Source organism: Kitasatospora sp. NBC_01539 (genome assembly GCF_045040525.1).
GTDB lineage: Bacteria > Actinomycetota > Actinomycetes > Streptomycetales > Streptomycetaceae > Kitasatospora.
In genome coordinates this window covers 2,926,067-2,945,070 of sequence record NZ_CP109390.1, presented here as the reverse complement: position 1 = coordinate 2,945,070, position 19,004 = coordinate 2,926,067, and the positions used below count along the sequence as shown (strand labels likewise).

17 protein-coding genes are annotated in these 19,004 nt (G+C 73.1%); 9 read left to right on the top strand and 8 right to left on the bottom strand.

Translation table 11 applies throughout. From position 1 onward, the window contains the following. Positions 1–35: 35 nt before the first annotated feature. Both OG335_RS12625 and OG335_RS12620 read right to left on the bottom strand, forming a co-directional pair. Complete coding sequence (locus OG335_RS12625) at positions 36–1,646, bottom strand: phytoene desaturase family protein (protein ID WP_405011194.1); 1,611 nt, start codon at positions 1,644–1,646, stop codon at positions 36–38. A 46-nt stretch (positions 1,647–1,692) separates the two neighbouring features. Then, positions 1,693–2,334: a DUF2461 domain-containing protein gene (locus OG335_RS12620; protein ID WP_405011193.1), complete on the bottom strand. Its 642-nt coding sequence runs from the start codon at positions 2,332–2,334 to the stop codon at positions 1,693–1,695. Positions 2,335–2,418: 84 nt separating this feature from the next. Between OG335_RS12620 and OG335_RS12615 the strand changes: the two genes are divergently transcribed. After that, entirely contained in the window at positions 2,419–2,757 is a 339-nt protein-coding gene (locus tag OG335_RS12615; protein ID WP_405011192.1) for a hypothetical protein, read from the top strand. A 64-nt stretch (positions 2,758–2,821) separates the two neighbouring features. On the opposite strand, the gene OG335_RS12610 is transcribed toward OG335_RS12615, so the two are convergent. The 4 genes from OG335_RS12610 to OG335_RS12595 all read right to left on the bottom strand — a co-directional run bounded on the left by OG335_RS12610 (position 2,822) and on the right by OG335_RS12595 (position 8,368). After that, positions 2,822–3,799, bottom strand: coding sequence for a COX15/CtaA family protein (locus tag OG335_RS12610; RefSeq protein WP_405011191.1), 978 nt, complete (start codon positions 3,797–3,799; stop codon positions 2,822–2,824). A gap of 64 nt (positions 3,800–3,863) precedes the next feature. Beyond that, a complete protein-coding gene (locus OG335_RS12605) occupies positions 3,864–5,699 on the bottom strand; it encodes an acyltransferase family protein (protein ID WP_405011190.1) in 1,836 nt (611 codons plus the stop codon). Between the two features lie 2 nt (positions 5,700–5,701). Then, positions 5,702–7,858, bottom strand: a complete 2,157-nt coding sequence (locus OG335_RS12600; protein ID WP_405011189.1) for a bifunctional polysaccharide deacetylase/glycosyltransferase family 2 protein — start codon at positions 7,856–7,858, stop codon at positions 5,702–5,704. Positions 7,859–7,903: 45 nt separating this feature from the next. Then, complete coding sequence (locus tag OG335_RS12595; RefSeq protein WP_405011188.1) at positions 7,904–8,368, bottom strand: hypothetical protein; 465 nt, start codon at positions 8,366–8,368, stop codon at positions 7,904–7,906. A 298-nt stretch (positions 8,369–8,666) separates the two neighbouring features. Here OG335_RS12595 and OG335_RS12590 point away from each other — a divergent pair, with 298 nt between their 5' ends. After that, a complete protein-coding gene (locus tag OG335_RS12590) occupies positions 8,667–9,752 on the top strand; it encodes a glycoside hydrolase family 26 protein (protein WP_405011187.1) in 1,086 nt (361 codons plus the stop codon). A 128-nt stretch (positions 9,753–9,880) separates the two neighbouring features. Next, the gene (locus OG335_RS12585) at positions 9,881–11,164 is read left to right on the top strand and encodes a choice-of-anchor A family protein (protein WP_405011186.1); all 1,284 of its coding nucleotides are present in this window, start codon (positions 9,881–9,883) and stop codon (positions 11,162–11,164) included. 71 nt (positions 11,165–11,235) lie between these two features. Here OG335_RS12585 and OG335_RS12580 read toward each other — a convergent pair whose 3' ends face one another. Further along, positions 11,236–11,955: an ABC transporter permease gene (locus tag OG335_RS12580; RefSeq protein WP_405015372.1), complete on the bottom strand. Its 720-nt coding sequence runs from the start codon at positions 11,953–11,955 to the stop codon at positions 11,236–11,238. Positions 11,956–11,996: 41 nt separating this feature from the next. After that, the gene (locus OG335_RS12575) at positions 11,997–12,917 is read right to left on the bottom strand and encodes an ABC transporter ATP-binding protein (protein WP_405011185.1); all 921 of its coding nucleotides are present in this window, start codon (positions 12,915–12,917) and stop codon (positions 11,997–11,999) included. 165 nt (positions 12,918–13,082) lie between these two features. Between OG335_RS12575 and OG335_RS12570 the strand changes: the two genes are divergently transcribed. The 6 genes from OG335_RS12570 to OG335_RS12545 are packed head-to-tail and all read left to right on the top strand — an operon-like array spanning position 13,083 to position 18,999. Then, entirely contained in the window at positions 13,083–13,949 is an 867-nt protein-coding gene (locus OG335_RS12570; RefSeq protein ID WP_405011184.1) for a helix-turn-helix transcriptional regulator, read from the top strand. After that, a complete protein-coding gene (gene sufB, locus OG335_RS12565; protein ID WP_405011183.1) occupies positions 13,942–15,354 on the top strand; it encodes a Fe-S cluster assembly protein SufB in 1,413 nt (470 codons plus the stop codon). Before OG335_RS12570 ends, sufB begins: the two co-directional genes overlap by 8 nt. 56 nt (positions 15,355–15,410) lie before the next feature. After that, a complete protein-coding gene (sufD, locus tag OG335_RS12560; protein ID WP_405011182.1) occupies positions 15,411–16,646 on the top strand; it encodes a Fe-S cluster assembly protein SufD in 1,236 nt (411 codons plus the stop codon). Next, positions 16,643–16,960: a bifunctional 3-phenylpropionate/cinnamic acid dioxygenase ferredoxin subunit gene (locus tag OG335_RS12555; protein WP_405011181.1), complete on the top strand. Its 318-nt coding sequence runs from the start codon at positions 16,643–16,645 to the stop codon at positions 16,958–16,960. Before sufD ends, OG335_RS12555 begins: the two co-directional genes overlap by 4 nt. Before the next feature lie 6 nt (positions 16,961–16,966). Beyond that, the gene (gene sufC, locus OG335_RS12550) at positions 16,967–17,731 is read left to right on the top strand and encodes a Fe-S cluster assembly ATPase SufC (RefSeq protein ID WP_405011180.1); all 765 of its coding nucleotides are present in this window, start codon (positions 16,967–16,969) and stop codon (positions 17,729–17,731) included. A 20-nt stretch (positions 17,732–17,751) separates the two neighbouring features. Then, positions 17,752–18,999, top strand: a complete 1,248-nt coding sequence (locus tag OG335_RS12545) for a cysteine desulfurase (RefSeq protein ID WP_405015371.1) — start codon at positions 17,752–17,754, stop codon at positions 18,997–18,999. Positions 19,000–19,004 lie beyond the last annotated feature (5 nt).

Genomic DNA, 19,004 nt, shown 5'->3' with positions numbered 1-19,004 from the left:
GCCGGACCGGTGCCGGTGCCGCCGGGCCGACCCGGCTACCGGCCCAGGACGGCCATCGCCGCGTTGTGGCCGGGGATGCCGCTGACCCCGCCGCCGCGCGGCGCGCCCGCCCCGCAGAGCAGGACCCGGGGGTGGCCGGTGGCGACGCCCCAGCGGTCGGCGGCCGTGCCGTCGGGCGGGCCGTCGCGGTACGGGAACGCCAGGTCGCGGTGGAAGATGTTGCCGCCGGGCAGGCCGAGGTCGGCCTCCAGGTCGAGCGGGCTCCTCACCTCGATGCAGGGGCGGCCCTCCCCGTCCGTGGCGAGGCAGTCGGCGAGCGGCTCGGCGAGGCTGTCCTGCAGGGGCGCGAGGACGGCGGCCAGCGCCGCGGACCGGGCGGTGTCGTGGTCGCCGGCGAAGAGGTGGGCGGGCTGGTGCACGCCGAAGAGCGTCAGGGTGTGGAAGCCCTGCGCGGCCGGCTCCGGCCCGAGGATCGACGGGTCGGTCAGCGAGTGGCAGTAGATCTCCGACGGCGCCGGCGCGGGCAGCCGCCCCGCGGCGGCCTGCCGGTAGGCGGCCTCCAGCTCGCGGTACGACTCGGCGAGGTGGAGCGTGCCGGCGAAGGCCTCCCGCGGGTCGGCGGCGGGGTCGCGGAGCCGCGGGAGCCGGCGGAGCAGCATGTTGACCTTGAGCTGCGAGCCCACCGGCGCCTCCTCCCGGGGGTCCTCGCCGAGCAGCCGGGCGAGGGTGTGCGGGGCTGCGTTGCACAGCACGGTGTCCGCGCCGACCCGGTGCTCCGCGTCGCCGGTGCGGTAGGCGGCCTCCACGCCGTCGGGGCCGGGGTCGAGCGCGGTGACCTCGCAGTCGGTGAGGATCTCCGCCCCGGCGGCGCGGGCCGTGTCGGCGAGGGCGTCGGTGAGTGCGCCCATGCCGCCGACGGGTACGTCCCAGTCGCCGGTGCCGCCGCCGATGACGTGGTAGAGGAAGCAGCGGTTCTGCCGCAGGGAGGGGTCGTGGGCGTGGGTGAAGGTGCCGATCAGGGCGTCGGTCAGCACCACGCCGCGCACCAGGTCGTCGGCGAAGCGCCGCTCGACGCTCTCGCCGAGCGGCTGCTCGAAGAGCGCGGTCCAGGCTTCGGGGTCGCCGACCCGGCGGCGGAGCTCGTCCCGGGTGGGCAGCGGCTCGGTGAGGCCGGGGAAGACGCGTTCGGCGACGCGCCCGGTGAGGCCGTAGAAGTCCTGCCAGGCCGCGTGCTCCCGGTCGGAGCCGGTGAGGGCGCGGAACGAGGCGGCGGTGCGGGCGGGGTCGCCGCGGTCGACCAGCAGGCCGGTCGGCCGTCCGTCGCGGGCGGTGGGCGTGTAGGAGGAGAAGCGTCGGCGCCGGACGGCGAACCGCAGGCCCAGCTCGTCGACGATCTTCCGCGGCAGCAGGCTCACCAGGTACGAGTACCGGGAGAGCCGGGCCTCGACGCCGGGGAAGGCCCGGGTGGAGACGGCCGCGCCGCCGGTGCGGCCGAGCCGCTCCAGCACGAGGACGCTGCGTCCGGCGCGCGCCAGGTAGGCGGCGGCGACCAGGCCGTTGTGGCCGCCGCCGACCACGACGACGTCGTACCGGCCGCGGGACGGGGTGCGGCGGGCCGGCCCGGCCGGCCGGTTCGGGTCCTGCATGGGGCAGTCCTACCAGAGCCCGCCGGGCGCGGCCAGGGTGCGCGCCTCAGCGCGGCGGCAGCTCGCTGGGCCCGACACGGTCGTCCAGCCAGTCCTTGAGCGGCCGGGAGGCCCGGAGGAACCCGGCGATCCGCTCGTACGCCTCGGCGGTGCCGAGCCAGGCGGCGGGCTGCCACTCCTGCCAGGCGATCAGGCCCTTGTTGCGGAGCAGGACGATCCGCGGGTGGTCCCCGGGGTAGCCGCGCGGCGCCGACTTCAGCGGGTCGCGGCCGACCACGGCGGGGCCGGCCTTCTCCACGGCGGCGATCACGCGTTCGAGCTCGGCGCCGGTGACGTCCCCGGCGACGGCCTCGCGGTAGCGGGCGAGCTGGTCGGGGGCGAGCCGGTACATGCCGTTGCCGCAGGCGAGGCCGTCCGCGGAGAGCTGGACGTAGCCGCCGGCCTCCAGGTAGGCGCCGACGTGCGTCTTGTACGGGGACTTGTCGGCGCTGAACCGTACGTCGCGGTTCGGCCGGAAGATCCTGCCGGGCCCGAACTCGTCCTCCAGCGCGTCCAGCAGGTCGGCCGTCGGGGTGCGGACCACCCGGTCGTAGCGGTCCTTGTGGGCCGTCCAGAAGGTCTTGGAGTTGTCGGCCTCCAGCTGCTCGTAGAACTCGAGCGCCTCGGCGGGCCAGCCATCGAAGGTCATGGGGCCAGGGTAGGGGCGGCGGTGTGGCCCGCCGCACAGGCCTCTCCCGTCGCCAGCGCGGCTACCGCTCGGTAGCATGCGGGCATGACCAGCGCAGAGACCGCCACCCCCGCCGCGCAGGACGCCCGCGCCGAGCGCCGCGCCAAGCGCATCGCCAAGCACATCACCGCCTTCGCCGCACAGCACGGCGGCAGTGCGGACGGCGTCGTCGAGTACGTCGGCCGGACCGCCACCCGCATCGTGCTGGTCGGCGCGGACGGCGCCTGGGGCGACCAGGTCGCCCCCACCCACGCCGTCGGACTGCGGGCCGCCGAGCTCTCCGGCATCACCCTGCACGACAGCTTCGAGGGCGAGCTCGGCCTCAGGGTGCGGACCGGTGCCTACGAGTGGAAGCGGATGGCCGGCATCCAGATCGGCGGCTGACCCGCCCGCCCGCCCCACCGCGAACGTCCCCCCGGCCCGCGGGCCGGGGGGACGTTTCCGTGTCTCAGACCGCCGCGGTCTCCGCGGCCGGGACGGCGGCGTGCGGCACGTCCGCCGTCACCGCCGGGCGCGTGCGCAGCGCCAGCGGCACGCGCAGGGCCGCCGCCCAGACCAGCGCGGCACCCAGCATGTGCAGGCCCACCATGACCTCCGGGGCGTCCGTGAAGTACTGCACGAAGCCCAGCACGCCCTGCAGCAGCAGCAGGACCAGCAGGTCCCGCACCCGGGCCCGGGCCGCCGGCGGGGCCTTCACCGCGGCCAGCACGAACACGGCCGCCAGCGTCAGGCCCACCGACAGGAACGCCAGGTCGGCGTGCGCCTGCGCCAGCCGGTCGTAGTCGACCGGGATGCGCCACACCGGCTCGCCGCCGCTGCTCGACGCCCCCGGGTGGTGGCCCGCGCCGGTCACCAGCGTGCCCGCCAGCACCAGCAGGCCCACCACCGCCACCAGCACGTACGACAGCTGTGTCAGCGGCCGCGTCACGGACGGCTCCGGCGGGCCGTCGCCCTCCTTCGACCGCTCCCACATCAGCACCGCGACCCAGACCAGGCCCATCGCGGCGACCATGTGCACCGCCACCACGTACGGGTTCAGACCGGTCAGCACGGTGACGCCGCCGATCACGGCGTTGCTCATCACCAGCCAGAACTGCGCCCAGCCGAGCCGCGTCAGGCTCCGCCGCCACGGCGGCGAGCAGCGCGCCGCCAGCGTCGCCCAGGCGATCGCCGCGCACAGCACGTAGGTGAGCATCCGGTTGGTGAACTCGATGACCCCGTGCACGCCCATCTCGGGCGTCGGCGTCAGGCTCTCGCCGGTGCAGCGGGGCCACGTGGTGCAGCCGAGGCCGGAGGCGGTCAGCCGCACGGCGCCGCCGGTCAGCACGATGACCACGCTCATCACGAGAGCGGCCAGCGCCGCCCGGCGCACGGTCACGGCCGACGGCCGCCAGCGGGCGGCAAGGAGAGCGGAGGGGTTCAGCACCGCTTCATCCTAGGTTGTCCCGATCCCGATCTTCGGGGCGGGTGCCCCGGCCCGCGGCGCGCCCTCAGAGCGCCGCGCGCCGCCTGCCCCGCGGCTTGCGCGGGTACGGGAAGAGTCTCAGCGACCGCTTCGCGGCGAGGTCCTCCATCCAGCCGAACGTCACGACGAACAGCGCCAGCAGCGGGATCGCGACGAACAGCTGCGGATAGTTGCTGCCCAGCACCGCACCCCAGTGGTCCGACAGGTAGTCCACCCGGTAGAGCTGGTCGATCACCGGCACCGACAGCTCCAGTGCCAGCGTGTGCCACAGGTAGACGCTCACCGCGCGCGCGTTGAGCAGGCTGATCAGACCGTTGAACGGCTCCAGGCGGCGCGGCCACTGCTCCCACGACGGGCTGAGGTGCAGCAGCAGCAGGACGAAGCCGAACGACCACACCGCCTGCGCGATCGGGAAGTTCTCCAGGTCGCCGATCTCGGTCGGATCCAGCACCGGGCGGCTGACGTAGTACCAGTACCCCGCCACCATCACCAGCGGCGCCACCGACGGGGCGACGTACTGCGGCAGCTTCTTGAGCAGGCCCTCCTGGTGGGCCATGCCGAGGATCCAGCACGAGCCGAACGTCGTGAAGTCCGAGAACGTCTCCCAGATCCGGCCGTCCTCCGGCAGCAGCCCCGAGCACATGGCCAGCGCCAGCGGGGTCAGCACCGTCACCAGCGGGAACCGCCGCAGCGCCTTCAGCATCAGCGGCGAGAGCAGGACGTACCAGAGGTAGGCGCGCAGGTACCAGAGCGGCACACCGATCTGCTCGCCCCAGCTGCCCTCCATCAGCCCGTGCAGGCCGGGCAGCTCCGTCTGCGGGAACGGCGGGGTGCTGATCGGCAGGACCCAGAACGCGAGCTTGCCCCACCACCACGCCGGATGGCCCTCGGAGTCAGGGCCCCAGCCGTCGATCGTCCACAGCGTGAACGCCACCGCGCCGAACAGCCACATCGGCGGCAGCAGGCGGCGCAGACGGTCACGGATGACCGTCAGCGCCGGCCGGCTCAGCGACCGCACCATCAGTGACCCGGCCAGCGCGAACATCACGCCCATGGACGGGAACAGCAGCGGCAGCCACGCCCAGCTGAAGTTGTGGTACAGCACCACGCGGACGAGTGCCAGGGCGCGGAGCATGTCGAGGTAGCGGTCACGGCCGCCCTTGCGCCTCGGCGCCGCAGGAGTCTCCTGCTCCTCCTCCGCCGCGACGGCGGTGTCGCCGCCTGCTGCCTCCTCGTCCGGGTCGGGCCCGGGATCGCTCGGCCAGTTCGGGGGCTTGATCCAGTTGTCCGGCGCCGTGGTGCCGGCGAGCCGCAGACCGCTGGGCACCCGCAGGGCCATCGTCTCCTCGGGCGACGGCGCGGTGCGCGGGCGCGGCGGCTCCTGGCTCCGGAAGTCCGGCTGGCCGCGGTCGGACCGCGGCGGGCCCGGCTGCCGGGCCCCCGCCCGCTGCTCCTGCTGCGGCGCCGCCTGCACGCGCCCCGGCCGCGGGGCGTCCTGCGACCGGGAAGCGTCCTGCGACCGCGGAGGCGGCGGGGGCACGCGCAGGGCCATCGTCTCCTCGGGCGACCGGCGCTCCGGCGGGCGCTGCTGCTCCTGCCCGCCGGCACGCGGCCCCTGCGGACGCGTCGCCGTGCCGCGCGGCTCCGGCGCGCCGCGCTCCTGCGGGCGCTGCTCGGGCCGCGGCCGCTCGGTGGCGGGGCGCCCGGCCCGGGGGCCGGGCACGGGCGGGGACGGCGGAACGCGCAGGGCGGCGGTCTCGTCGGGCGCCCGCGGGGGCTCCTCGGCCGAGGGGACGGGGGGCCGCTTGCGGGGCGTGAAGAAGCCGTCCGCCGGTGCGTTGTCGTCGGTGGGTGCAGACACGGTCAGACCTCCACGATCGGTGCGGAGACCTCGCCGGTGCGCCGCAGTTTCTGCCAGCGCAGCCGCCCGCCGGTGAGCGCGGTGATCGAGGACTGGAGCAGCACGAGGTACATGAGCTGCCGGTACACCAGCTGTTGGACCGGCAGAGTGATGAGGTGCCAAGGCTTCTCCCGGTCGAGCCGGAAGGAGTAGTAGGCGAGCAGGCCCTGGACGATCAGCACGCCGCCCCACGCGGTCAGGGTGCGCGGCGCGTCGACGAACAGGATGCCGTAGAGCAGGAAGAGGTCGATCAGCGGGGCGAGCAGCGGGGCGAGCACGCCGAAGAGGACGACGAGCGGCAGGCCGATCCGGCCGAAGCGGCCGCCGGGGCCGCGCTCGACCAGGGCGTGGCGGTGCTTCCACATCGCCTGCATGGTGCCGTAGCTCCAGCGGTAGCGCTGGGACCACAGCTGGTTCATGCTCGCCGGGGCCTCGGTCCAGGCGCGCGCCTTCTCGGCGTAGACGATGCGCCAGCCGTCCCGCAGCAGGGCCATGGTGACGTCGGTGTCCTCGGCGAGGGTGTCCTCGCTCATGCCGCCGACGCGCTCCAGGGCGGAGCGCCGGAAGGCGCCGACCGCGCCGGGGATGGTGGGCATGATGTTGAGGACGTCGTACATGCGGCGGTCGAGGTTGAAGCCCATCACGTACTCGATGTGCTGCCAGGCGCCGATGAGGGTGTCGCGGTTGCCGACCTTGGCGTTGCCGGCGACGGCGCCGACCGTGGGGTCGCCGAACGGCTGGACGAGTTCGCGGACGGTGGAGGGTTCGAACACGGTGTCGCCGTCCATCATGACGATGATGTCGTGGGAGGCGTTGGCGATGCCCGTGTTGAGGGCCTGCGGCTTGCCGCTGTTGGGCTGGGTGATCAGGCGTACGCCGGGCAGGTCCAGGTCGCGGACGATCCGGGCGGTGTCGTCGCTGGAGCCGTCGTCGATGACGATCACTTCGATCGGCTGCTCGCCCGCGCTCAGCGAGTGCAGGGTGTTGGCGATGCACTCCTGCTCGTTGTAGGCGGGCACGAGCACGGTGACCGGTCCGGTGACCGCGGGGCCCCAGCCGAAGCCGGGTCTGCGGGTGCGGCGCACGTGGACGGTGGAGAGCACGAGCATGAGGGCGAAGCGGCCGAAGACCAGGACGCCGACGACGGCGAGCAGCGACACCAGCCAGGGCAGCAGCTCGACCGAGAGCTGCGTGGCCGAGATGTAGGCCCTGCCGGTCCAGAGCTGGTAGCCGTGCACCTCGACCATGGTCTCGGAGTCGCCGAGCGCCTCGCCGATCGTGGCGAAGCGGTAGCCGCGCTCCTCCAGGGTGTCGATCAGGGTGCCGACCGCCTCGACGGTCTGCGAGCGGTCGCCGCCGGCGTCGTGCATCAGCACCATGGCGCCCTTGCCGGGCTGCTTCGGGACGGCGGCGTCCACGATGGCCTTCACGCCGGGCCGCTGCCAGTCCTCGGTGTCGGCGTCGATGAACGTGGTGAGGTAGCCGCGGGAGCCGATCTCCTTGACGACCGGCCAGGTCCAGTCGTCGACCGCCGAGGCGGTGGACGAGTAGGGCGGCCGGAAGAGCGAGCTGTGGATCCCGGCGACGCCGGCCAGGGCCAGCTGGGTCTGGCTGAGCTCGTACGTCAGCCGCGCCTTGGACTGCAGGGAGAGGTCGGGGTGGCTGAAGGTGTGCAGGCCGATCTCGTGGCCCTCGGCGACCATGCGCCGCACGATGTCGGGGTGCTGCGCGGCCATCGCGCCGGTGATGAAGAAGCTCGCGTGCACGTGCCGTTCGGCGAGCTCGTCGAGCAGTTTCGGGGTCCAGAGCGGATCCGGGCCGTCGTCGAAGCTCAGCACGATCGTGCGGTCGGGGATCGAGTAGCTGACCGGGTCGTCGTTGAGGTCGCCGCGCGCGTCGACGACCGGGCCGCCGGCCAGGAGGTTCTCCGGGACGGTGCCGCTGTCCGCCGACTCGGTGGTGCGGGTGTCGTGGAACACCTCGTTGGTGGCCATGCCGCGGAGCACCATCAGGCCGAGCAGGCAGACCAGGAGCGTCACCGGCAGGAAGAAGCGCAGCGGCGGGGCGGCTAGTCGACGCGACCGGAGGATCGTCTGCCGGCGGTGCGAGGGGCGGGGCATGGGGGTTCCTGGTGGGCGGTGAAGTGAACGGGCGAGGGTGCCGGGTCAGTGCGCGGCGGCGGTGGCGGTGCTCGGCTTCGCGCCGGCGGAGGTCTGCGCGGTACCGGGGGAGCGCGTGGCGCCGGTCTTCGCGGTCGTGGCGGTGCTCTTCGCGGTCGTGGCGGCGGCGCCGCGCGACGCCGACCCGCCGGGCCGGGCGGAGGGGCTTCCCGAGTGCCCGGCACCGGGCTTCGCGGAGGACCTGCCCGAGGCGCTGCCCGACGTGGACGGCAGTGCGGACGGGGACACCGCGGGGGCCTGCGGCACGGGGCCGGCCGCGGCCGGTGAGCGGAGGGAGTCCGGGAGCTTCAGCGGCGGTGCCTGGGCGCCCGCGCCGAAGAGGCTGACGACGAGCCCGACGGTGAACAGCAGGGCGCCCGCACCGACGAACCAGCCCAGGTGCCGGAGCCGTCGTCCGCGGACGCCGGACTGGTCGACGAAGACCGGCGCGGCCTCGGGTCCGGCGGTCACCGGTGGGGACACCCGGGTCCCGGTCGGGTCGGCGGTCCGTTGTGAGGAGGTGGACAAGGTGGCTCCGGGCCCTTCCAGGTCAGGCGCTGGGCGGGCACAGGCACCGCCATCGAGACCGTAGTGGACCTGCTGGACCTGAATCGGTGTCAATGTCCGATGTGTAGACATATGCGGAGCCCTTGTGACCGGATTGAGACGTCGGGGGCTCGTTTTCGGCCGGGCCCGGTCAACCTCGTAGGATGCCCGAACACTTCGCGCGCCTTGCGAGGTCGGTATCGGCACAGGATCGGACAGGCCCGTGATCAGACGACTTTCGGCCACCGGCGGGGCGGGTGCGGCGGCGGCCCGGATCCTCGCCGCCGTCGTGCTGCCGCTGCTGCTCGTCACCGCCTGTTCGAGCGAACGGCTCGTGCCGGACGCGGTGCCCGCCGGGGCGCACCCCGGCGGGCAGGGCGACGGGCCGGAGGAGTCCGAGGAGTCGGAGCCGGGCGCTCCGGAAGGGCCCGCCTCCTACGACGCGGCCCTGCTGCGCACCCCGCAGGGCCGGATGATCGGCGTCGCCTCGGAGGGCGGCCCGGGCGACCCCGCGCCGGTGGACGCCTTCGCCGCGAAGACCGGCCGCAAGCCCGACCTCCGGGAGTACTACCTGCTGTGGGGCGCCGCCTTCGACCCGGCCGGCAACGCCGCGCTGTGGGCGGCCGGGCAGGTACCGCTGATCTCCTGGGTGCCGGGGGAGACGCCGCTCGCCGCCATCGCCGACGGCGACCAGGACGACTACCTGGCGGAGTTCGCCGACCGGGTCGCCTCCTACGGAGGACCGCTGGCGATCGCGCTCGCGCCCGAGATGAACAGCGCCTGGAACCCCTGGGGCCCCGGCAGGGCCACCGCCGCCGACTTCGTCCGGGCCTGGCGCCACGTGCACGGCCTCTTCGCGGACCACGGTGTCTCCAACGTGCTCTGGGTGTGGTCCCCGCACGTGTCGGACCAGCACTCCTCGGTGGGCTCCCGCCCCTACTACCCGGGGGACGCCTACACGGACTGGGTGGGCATGGTCGGCTACTACGGCCCGGAGGACGGCAGCGCGTACGGCAGCCTGTTCGCCCCGATGGCGCGGGAGCTGCGCGGTTTCACCCGCAAGCCGCTGGTGATCTCCGAGACGGGCGTGGCCGAGGGCCCGCACAAGGCGCGGCAGATCGCGGACCTGTTCAAGGGGGCGGCCGCGACCGAGGGGCTGGTCGGGCTGGTCTGGTTCGACCTGCGCAAGGACTGGCCGGGCAGTGCGTACCGGACGGACTGGCGGGTCGACAGCTCGGCCGCGGCGGCCGCGGCGGCCGTGGCGGCGATCGGAGCCCACCGGTTCGGCCACCCGGCGCCGCGCGGCTGAGGGGCGGCGCGGGCGCGGGGGGCAAAAGGGGCGTACGGGGCAGAGCACCCAGTGGTCTTGACCATTCGTCGGGCTGCCCGGGAGAGTGCGGGGTGATCCACCCCTTTCGCACCGCGGAGTCCTGTTCCATGCGCATATCCCGACCTGCCGCCGCCCTCGCCCTCGGCGGCTCCCTCGCCCTCGCGGTCCTCGCCGCCGCCCCCGCCGCACAGGCCTCGCCCGGCGCGGGCCAGTGCCGGGGCCTCGGCACGGCCGGCCTGTACGGCGAGTTCGTCGAGGGCGACGACACGCACAGCCCCGACGCCGAGGGCGCGGTGGCCGTCGGTGGCGACGCCGACTTCCGCGGCGGCTTCTCGGTCGCCAACGAACTGACGGACGGGCAGGTCAAGGCCCTGCCGGGCGGCAACACGCTCGTCGTCGGCGGCAACCTCAAGGGCCCCGTGTACGTGATGAAGGGCAACGGCGTGTACGCCGGCACCCTCGCCGGTGTCGCCGAGGCCCACCGCGGCAAGATCGTGCACGGCGCCTCGCCGATCGACTTCGGGGCCGAGTTCACCCACCTGCGGAAGGTCTCCGCGCAGCTCGCCCTGAACCCCTCGGCGGGCGTCACCGTCAAGGCCTCCGGCGACACGCTGACCCTCACCGGCACGGACGCGTCCTTCAACTCCTTCGTGCTGACGGCCGCCCAGCTCCAGGGCGCCAAGGAGGTCTACCTCCACGTGCCGGCCGGCGCGGCCACCGTCGTCAGCGTCACCGGCGCCTCGTACGACCAGGCGGCGGCCCGCACCACCGGGTTCTTCCTGTGGGACGCGGCGAAGAAGAAGTACGTCCTCGACGACAAGACGCAGAGCGCGTCCGGCGGTGCCGTCCGCGCCGGGCTGCTGTGGAACCTGCCGACCGCCACCAAGGTCGTCAAGAACAGCGGCAACGCCTGGCCGGGCAGTGTGCTCGCCCCGAACGCCGCCTTCGACCTGGGCACCGGCGGTCCGGTCAACGGCTCGGTCGTCGCCAAGTCGCTCAAGGGCGGCGGCGGTGCCGAGACGCACCACTACCCGTTCACCGGCTGCCTGCCGGGCACGGACACGCCGACCCCGGTGCCGTCCGGCTCCACCCCGGGCACCACCACCACCGGCGGCACCACCACGACCGGCGGCACCACCACGACCGGCGGGACGACCACCACCGGCGGCACGACGGGCGGCACCACGACCGGTGGCGGCACGCCGTCGCCGACCCCGTCCGGCAGCGGCTCCGCCCCGGCCTCCCCGCCCGCCACGGGCACGGGCGGCACCACCGGCGGCGGGCTCGCCTTCACCGGCGCCGCGGGCGTCGTCCCGATCGCGATCGGCGGTGCGGTGGTGCTCGCCGCCGGTGCCGGGATCGCCGTCGCCGCACGCCGGCGCCGGGCCTGACACGACGGTGCCCCCGGTCCCGCGGAGACTCCGCGGGACCGGGGGCACCGGCACGCCAGGGCGGCGGCGGCTCACTCCCAGCGGAACCAGCGGGCCGCGGCGGCCAGGCCCAGCACCGCCCAGACCGCGAGGACGCCGAGGTCCGACCAGGGCGCCCCGGCACCGTGCTGGAGCACCGAGCGCAGCCCGTCCGAGAGCGCGGAGATCGGCAGGAGTTCCAGCACCGGGCGCACCGCGCCGGGGAACTTCGACAGCGGCACGACGACGCCGCCCGCGAGCAGCAGCAGGACGAAGACGAGGTTGGCGGCGGCGAGCGTGGCCTCCGCCCGCAGGGTGCCGGCCATCAGCAGGCCGAGACCGGAGAACGCCGCGGTGCCCAGCACCAGCAGCCCGGCGACCGCGAGCGGGTTGCCGTGCGGTGACCAGCCGAGCGCCAGCGCGACGGCCGACAGCAGGGCCACCTGCAGCACCTCGGTGACGAGCACGCAGCCGGTCTTGGCGGTGAGCAGCGCCCAGCGGGGGAGCGGGGTGGCGCCGAGCCGCTTCAGGACGCCGTAGCGGCGTTCGAAGCCGGTGGCGATGGCCTGGCCGGTGAAGGCGGTGGACATCACGGCGAGGGCCAGCAGGCCGGGTGCCAGGAAGTCGACGCGCTTGCCGGGGCCCTCCGCCGCGACGACGTCGACGGCGCTGAACAGCACGAGCAGCACGGTCGGGATGATCACGGTGAGCAGCAGCTGCTCGCCGTTGCGCAGGAGCATCCGCGTCTCCAGCGAGGTCTGCGCGAGCAGCATCCTGCCGACGGGGGCGGCGCCCGGGCGGGGCGTGTGGTCGGTCACGAGCGCAGATCCCGTCCGGTGAGTTCCAGGAAGACGTCCTCCAGGCCGCGCCGTTCGACGGCCAGCCTCTCCGGCATGACGCCGGCGCCGGCGCACCAGGCGGTGACGGTGGCGAGCAGCTGCGGGTCGACCGGGGCCTCGACCCGGTAGGTGCCCGGGGCGGGCTCGGTGGCGGCGGCGCCGGCCGGGAGGGTGGCGCGGAGCGTGTCGAGGTCGAGCCCGGCCGGGGCGTCGAAGCGCACGCCGGCCTCGGCCCGGCACAGCTCGGCGGGGGTGCCGGTGGCGATGACGCGGCCGTGGTCGACGATGGCGACCTCGTCGGCGAGCTGCTCGGCCTCGTCCATGTGGTGGGTGGTGAGGACGACGGTGACGCCGGCGGTCCGGAGCTCGCGGACGAGTTCCCAGGTGGCGCGGCGGGCCTGCGGGTCGAGGCCGGCGGTGGGCTCGTCGAGGAAGACGAGCTCGGGGCGGCCGACGACGGCCATGGCGAGGGCGAGCCGCTGCTGCTGGCCGCCGGAGAGCCGGCGGTAGGGGGTGCGTCCGCAGCTGCCGAGACCGAGGCGTTCGACGAGGGCGGGCACGTCGAGCGGGTCGGCGTACAGGCCGGCGGTGTGCCGGAGCATCTCGACGGCGCGGGCGCCGGGGTAGACGCCGCCGGCCTGCAGCATCACGCCGATCCGCGGCCGCAGGGCGGCGGCGTCGGCGACCGGGTCGAGGCCGAGCACGCGGACGCGCCCGGCGTCGGGGCGGCGGTAGCCCTCGCAGGTCTCGATCGTGGTGGTCTTGCCGGCGCCGTTGGGGCCGAGCACGGCGGTGACGGTGCCACGGGCGATGGTGAGGTCCAGGCCGTCGACGGCCGTCTTCTCGCCGTACCGTTTGACCAGCCCGGCCACCTCTACGGCGGGTTCGAGTCGCATACCGGCGAGTGTAGGAGGGGTGTGCGGGCGTCCCGCACACCGCCCCGCAGTGATCGTCCTCGCAGGTCAGGTAAGGCTTACCTGCGTGACTGACGCCACCGGTGAGGTGTGGATCACGGCTTGTCCCTCCGGAACGAATTACGCAACAATGGTGTTGTGAAAAACATGCGCGAGCATCCCGCACAGGACAGGGTGGCCGAGCCGGCCCCCGGCTGTGCCGTGCCCGCGACCGCGACGGAGGTGCTGCTGGAGGGTCACCGGGCCACCCGTGACCGGGTCGCCCGCTCGATCCTCGACCACGGCCCCTCCTCGGCCGTCGACCTGTCCGGCCGCCTGGGCCTGACCGCCGCAGCCGTCCGCCGCCACCTGGACTCGCTGGCCGCCGCAGGCCTCGTCGAGTCCCGCGAGCAGCGGGTCTACGGCAGCCGCGGCCGGGGCCGTCCGGCCAGGGTCTTCGGCCTCACCGAATCCGGCCGGGACGCCTTCTACCAGGCGTACGACCAGCTCGCCGCCGACGCGCTGCGCTGGATCTCCGAGTCGGTGGGCGGCGGCACCGCGGGCGAGGAGGCGGTCGCCGCCTTCGCCCGGGCCCGCTTCGCCAAGCAGGGCCAGAAGTACCGCAGCAGTCTGGAGCGGGCCGGCTCCGGCGGTCGCGCCGAGGCGCTCGCCGAGGCCCTCAGCGCCGACGGGTACGCTGCCACGGTGCGGCGCGTGCCGTCGGCGGCCGCGGCGAAGACGCCGCCGGGTGCCCAGCTCTGCCAGCACCACTGCCCGGTGGCGCACATCGCCGAGCAGTTCCCGCAGCTGTGCGAGGCCGAGACCGAGGTCTTCTCGCAGCTCCTGGGCACCCACGTCCAACGGCTGGCCACCATCGCCCACGGCGACGGGGTCTGCACCACGTATGTGCCGGCATCCGGTGCCGCACCGTCGTCCGCCGCCGAGCGGGCGCCCGGTGCCGTGCCGACTGCCGGTACGCCCCCTACGTCCCCCAACGAATCGGCTCGTCCGCGCGGAGGAACCTCGCATGACTGACATCGCACACCCCGAGCTCGAAGGCCTGGGCACCTACGAGTACGGCTGGGCCGACTCCGACGCGGCCGGCGCGGTCGCCAAGCGCGGTCTCAGCGAGGATGTCGTGCGCGACATCTCGTCGAAGAAGAGCGAGTCCGACTGGATGCTCAACCTGCGCCTCAAGGGTCTGAAGCTCTTCGGCAAGAAGCCCATGCCGACCTGGGGCTCCGACCTGACGGGCATCGACTTCGACAACATCAAGTACTTCGTGCGCTCCACCGAGAAGCAGGCCGAGTCCTGGGAGGACCTGCCCGCCGACATCAAGGCGACGTACGACAAGCTCGGCATCCCGGAGGCGGAGAAGCAGCGCCTCGTCGCCGGTGTCGCCGCGCAGTACGAGTCCGAGGTCGTCTACCACCAGATCAACGAGGAGCTGGAGGCGCAGGGTGTCATCTTCATGGACACCGACACCGCGCTGAAGGAGCACCCGGAGCTCTTCGAGGAGTACTTCGGCACCGTGATCCCGGCGGGCGACAACAAGTTCGCCGCGCTGAACACGGCCGTGTGGTCCGGCGGCTCGTTCATCTACGTGCCGAAGGGCGTGCACGTCGAAATCCCGCTCCAGGCCTACTTCCGGATCAACACCGAGAACATGGGCCAGTTCGAGCGGACGCTGATCATCGTCGACGAGGACGCCTACGTCCACTACGTCGAGGGCTGCACCGCCCCGATCTACTCCTCGGACTCCCTGCACTCCGCGGTCGTCGAGATCATCGTGAAGAAGGGCGGCCGCTGCCGCTACACGACGATCCAGAACTGGTCGAACAACGTCTACAACCTGGTCACCAAGCGTGCCGTGGCGTACGAGGGCGCGACCATGGAGTGGGTCGACGGCAACATCGGCTCCAAGGTCACCATGAAGTACCCGGCCGTCTACCTGATGGGCGAGCACGCCAAGGGCGAGACGCTCTCCATCGCCTTCGCGGGCGAGGGCCAGCACCAGGACGCCGGCGCGAAGATGGTCCACATGGCGCCGAACACCTCGTCGTCGATCGTCTCCAAGTCGGTGGCCCGCGGCGGCGGCCGCACCTCCTACCGCGGTCTGATCGAGATCGGCGAGGGCTCGCACGGCGCCAAGTCCAACGTGCTGTGCGACGCGCTCCTGGTCGACACCATCTCCCGCTCCGACACGTACCCGTACGTCGACGTCCGCGAGGACGACGTGTCGATGGGCCACGAGGCGACCGTCTCCAAGGTCAGCGAGGACCAGCTCTTCTACCTGATGAGCCGCGGCATGGCCGAGACCGAGGCGATGGCGATGATCGTCCGCGGCTTCGTCGAGCCGATCGCCCGCGAGCTGCCCATGGAGTACGCGCTGGAGCTCAACCGGCTGATCGAGCTGCAGATGGAGGGCTCGGTCGGCTGACGCCGCTCCGACCCGCGTTCCATCCACCATCCGAGGAAGAGAGCACCACGACAGCCATGGCTGACGTCAACACCCCCAGCGGCGCCACCACCGCCGGTTCGATCGAGGTCGGCACCGCCGGCGCCGGTGCGCAGCTGGCCGGCCCCGGCACCGGCCGGGCCTCCGTGCAGCAGCCGATCGACGCCCGCGTCGCGGTCAAGCCGTCCTACGACGTGAACGACTTCCCGGTGCCGCACGGCCGCGAGGAGGACTGGCGGTTCACCCCGCTGCACCGCCTCGCCGGCCTGCACGACGGCACCGCCGCGGAGCACGCCACCGGCCAGGACAAGGTCGAGTTCGGCCTGCCCGACGGCGTCACGGCGGAGACCGTCGGCCGGGACGACGCCCGCATCGGCACCGCCGGCAAGCCGGTCGACCGGGTGGCCGCGCAGGCGTTCAGCGCCTTCGAGCAGGCCCTGGTCGTCACCGTGCCCAAGGAGTCGGTGCTCACCGAGCCGGTCCGCATCGACGTGCACGGCGAGGGCGGCGTCCGCTTCGGCCACGTGGTCGTCGACGTCAAGGCGTTCGCCGAGGCCGTCGTGGTGATCAACCACACCGGCACCGGCACCCGCGCCGCCAACGTCGAGCTGCTCGTCGGCGAGGGCGCGAAGCTCACCTTCGTCTCCGTGCAGGACTGGGAGCGCGACGCGGTGCACGTGGCGCAGCACACCGCGCTCGTCGGCCGCGACGCCACCTTCAAGTCCGTGGTCGTCACCTTCGGCGGCGACGTCGTGCGCCTGCACCCCCGGGTGACCTACGCGGCGCCCGGCGGCGAGGCCGAGCTGTTCGGCCTGTACTTCGCCGACGCCGGCCAGCACCTGGAGCACCGCCTGGTCATCGACCACGACACGCCGCACTGCCGGTCCAACGTGGTCTACAAGGGCGCGCTCCAGGGCCAGGACGCCCACGCGGTCTGGGTCGGCGACGTGCTGATCCGCGCCGCCGCGCTCGGCACCGACACCTACGAGCTCAACCGCAACCTGGTGCTCACCGACGGTGCCCGCGTCGACTCGATCCCCAACCTGGAGATCGAGACCGGCGAGATCGTCGGCGCCGGCCACGCCTCCGCGACCGGCCGCTTCGACGACGAGCAGCTGTTCTACCTGCAGGCCCGCGGCATCCCGGCCGAGGAGGCCCGCCGCCTGGTGGTCCGCGGCTTCTTCGCCGAGCTGGTCCAGCAGATCGGCGTCACCGAGATCCAGGCGCACCTCATGGAGAAGATCGAGGCCGAGCTGGAAGCGAACGTGGCATGAGCTTCCTCCGCGCCTGTGCGCTGAGCGAGCTCGCCGAGGACGTGCCCCGGCGGGTCGAGCTCAACGGTGTGCCGGTCTCCGTCGTCCGCACCGACGAGGGGGTGTTCGCGGTCAACGACATCTGCTCGCACGCGAACGTGTCGCTCTCGGAGGGCGAGGTCGAGGACTGCATGATCGAGTGCTGGCTGCACGGATCGAGCTTCGACCTGCGCACCGGCAAGCCGTCCGGGCTGCCCGCCACCAAGCCGGTCGCCGTCTACCCCGTCAAGATCGAAGGGGACGATGTGCTCGTCTCCGTCAACCAGGAGTCCTGAGTACCCATGGCAACGCTTGAAATCCGCGACCTGCACGTCTCCGTCGAGGCCGAGTCCGGCCCGCGCGAGATCCTCCGCGGCGTCGACCTGACCGTGAAGCAGGGCGAGACCCACGCCATCATGGGCCCCAACGGCTCCGGCAAGTCGACCCTCGCCTACTCGCTGGCCGGCCACCCGAAGTACACCGTCACCGGCGGCGAGGTGCTCCTCGACGGCGAGGACGTACTGGCCATGGCGGTCGACGAGCGGGCCCGCGCGGGCGTCTTCCTCGCCATGCAGTACCCGGTCGAGGTGCCCGGCATCTCCGTCTCCAACTTCCTGCGCACCGCCGCCACCGCCGTCCGCGGCGAGGCCCCCAAGCTGCGCACCTGGGTGAAGGAGGTCAAGGAGGCCATGGCCGCGCTCCAGATGGACCCGGCCTTCGCCGAGCGCAACGTCAACGAGGGCTTCTCCGGCGGCGAGAAGAAGCGCCACGAGATCCTCCAGCTGGAGCTCCTCAAGCCGAAGATCGCGATCCTCGACGAGACCGACTCCGGCCTGGACGTCGACGCGCTGCGCGTCGTCTCCGAGGGCATCAACCGGGTGCGCTCCACCGGCGAGGTCGGCACCCTGCTGGTCACGCACTACACCCGCATCCTGCGGTACATCAAGCCCGACTACGTCCACGTCTTCTCGGCCGGCCGCATCGTCGAGTCCGGCGGCGCCGAACTGGCCGACAAGCTGGAGGAAGAGGGCTACGAGAGCTACGTGAAGGGCGGCGCTTCCGAGTGACGACACTCCCCGGCTCGGCGCTGACCGGGCTTCTGGACACCGACGCGATCCGCAAGGACTTCCCGATCCTGCAGCGCGTCCTGCACGACGGCAAGCCGCTGGTGTACCTCGACAACGCGGCCACCTCGCAGAAGCCGCGTCAGGTGCTGGAAGCGATGACGGCGTACTACGAGCGGCACAACGCCAACGTGCACCGCGGTGTGCACGTGCTGGCGGAGGAGGCCACGGCGCTGTACGAGGGCGCCCGCGACAAGGTCGCGGCGTTCATCAACGCGCCGAGCCGGGACGAGGTGATCTTCACCAAGAACGCCTCGGAGTCGCTCAACCTGGTCGCGAACATGCTGGGCTGGGCCGACGAGCCCTACCGGGTCGACGCGGACGCCGAGATCGTCATCACCGAGATGGAGCACCACTCCAACATCGTGCCGTGGCAGCTGCTCTCGCAGCGCACCGGCGCGAAGCTGCGGTGGTTCGGGCTGACCGACGAGGGCCGGCTCGACCTGTCGAACATCGACGAGCTCATCACGGAGAAGACGAAGATCGTCTCCTTCACGCTGGTCTCCAACCTGCTCGGCACGGTCAACCCGGTCGAGGCCATCGTCCGCAAGGCCCAGTCGGTCGGCGCCCTGGTGCTCATCGACGCCTCGCAGGCGGCCCCGCACATGGTGATGGACGTGCAGGCGCTGGAGGCCGACTTCGTCGCCTTCACCGGCCACAAGATGCTCGCCCCGACGGGCATCGGCGTCCTGTGGGGCCGTCAGGAGCTGCTGGAGGACCTCCCGCCGTTCCTCGGCGGCGGCGAGATGATCGAGACCGTCACCATGGGCTCGTCCACCTACGCCCCGGCGCCGCACAAGTTCGAGGCCGGCACCCCGCCGATCGCCCAGGCCGTGGGCCTCGGCGCGGCGGTGGACTACCTCACCGACATCGGCATGGCGAACATCGCCGCGCACGAGCACGCGATCACCGCCTACGCGGTCGAGCGCCTGCTGGAGGTGCCGGACCTGCGCATCATCGGCCCGCGCACGGCCGTCGACCGCGGTGCCGCGATCTCCTTCACGCTCGGTGACATCCACCCGCACGACGTGGGCCAGGTGCTCGACGAGCAGGGCATCGCCGTGCGCGTCGGCCACCACTGCGCGCGCCCCGTCTGCCTGCGGTACGGAATTCCGGCGACCACCCGGGCGTCGTTCTACCTGTACTCGACGCCGGCGGAGGTCGACGCACTGATCGACGGCCTGCACCACGTCCGCAACTTCTTCGGCTGAGGTGA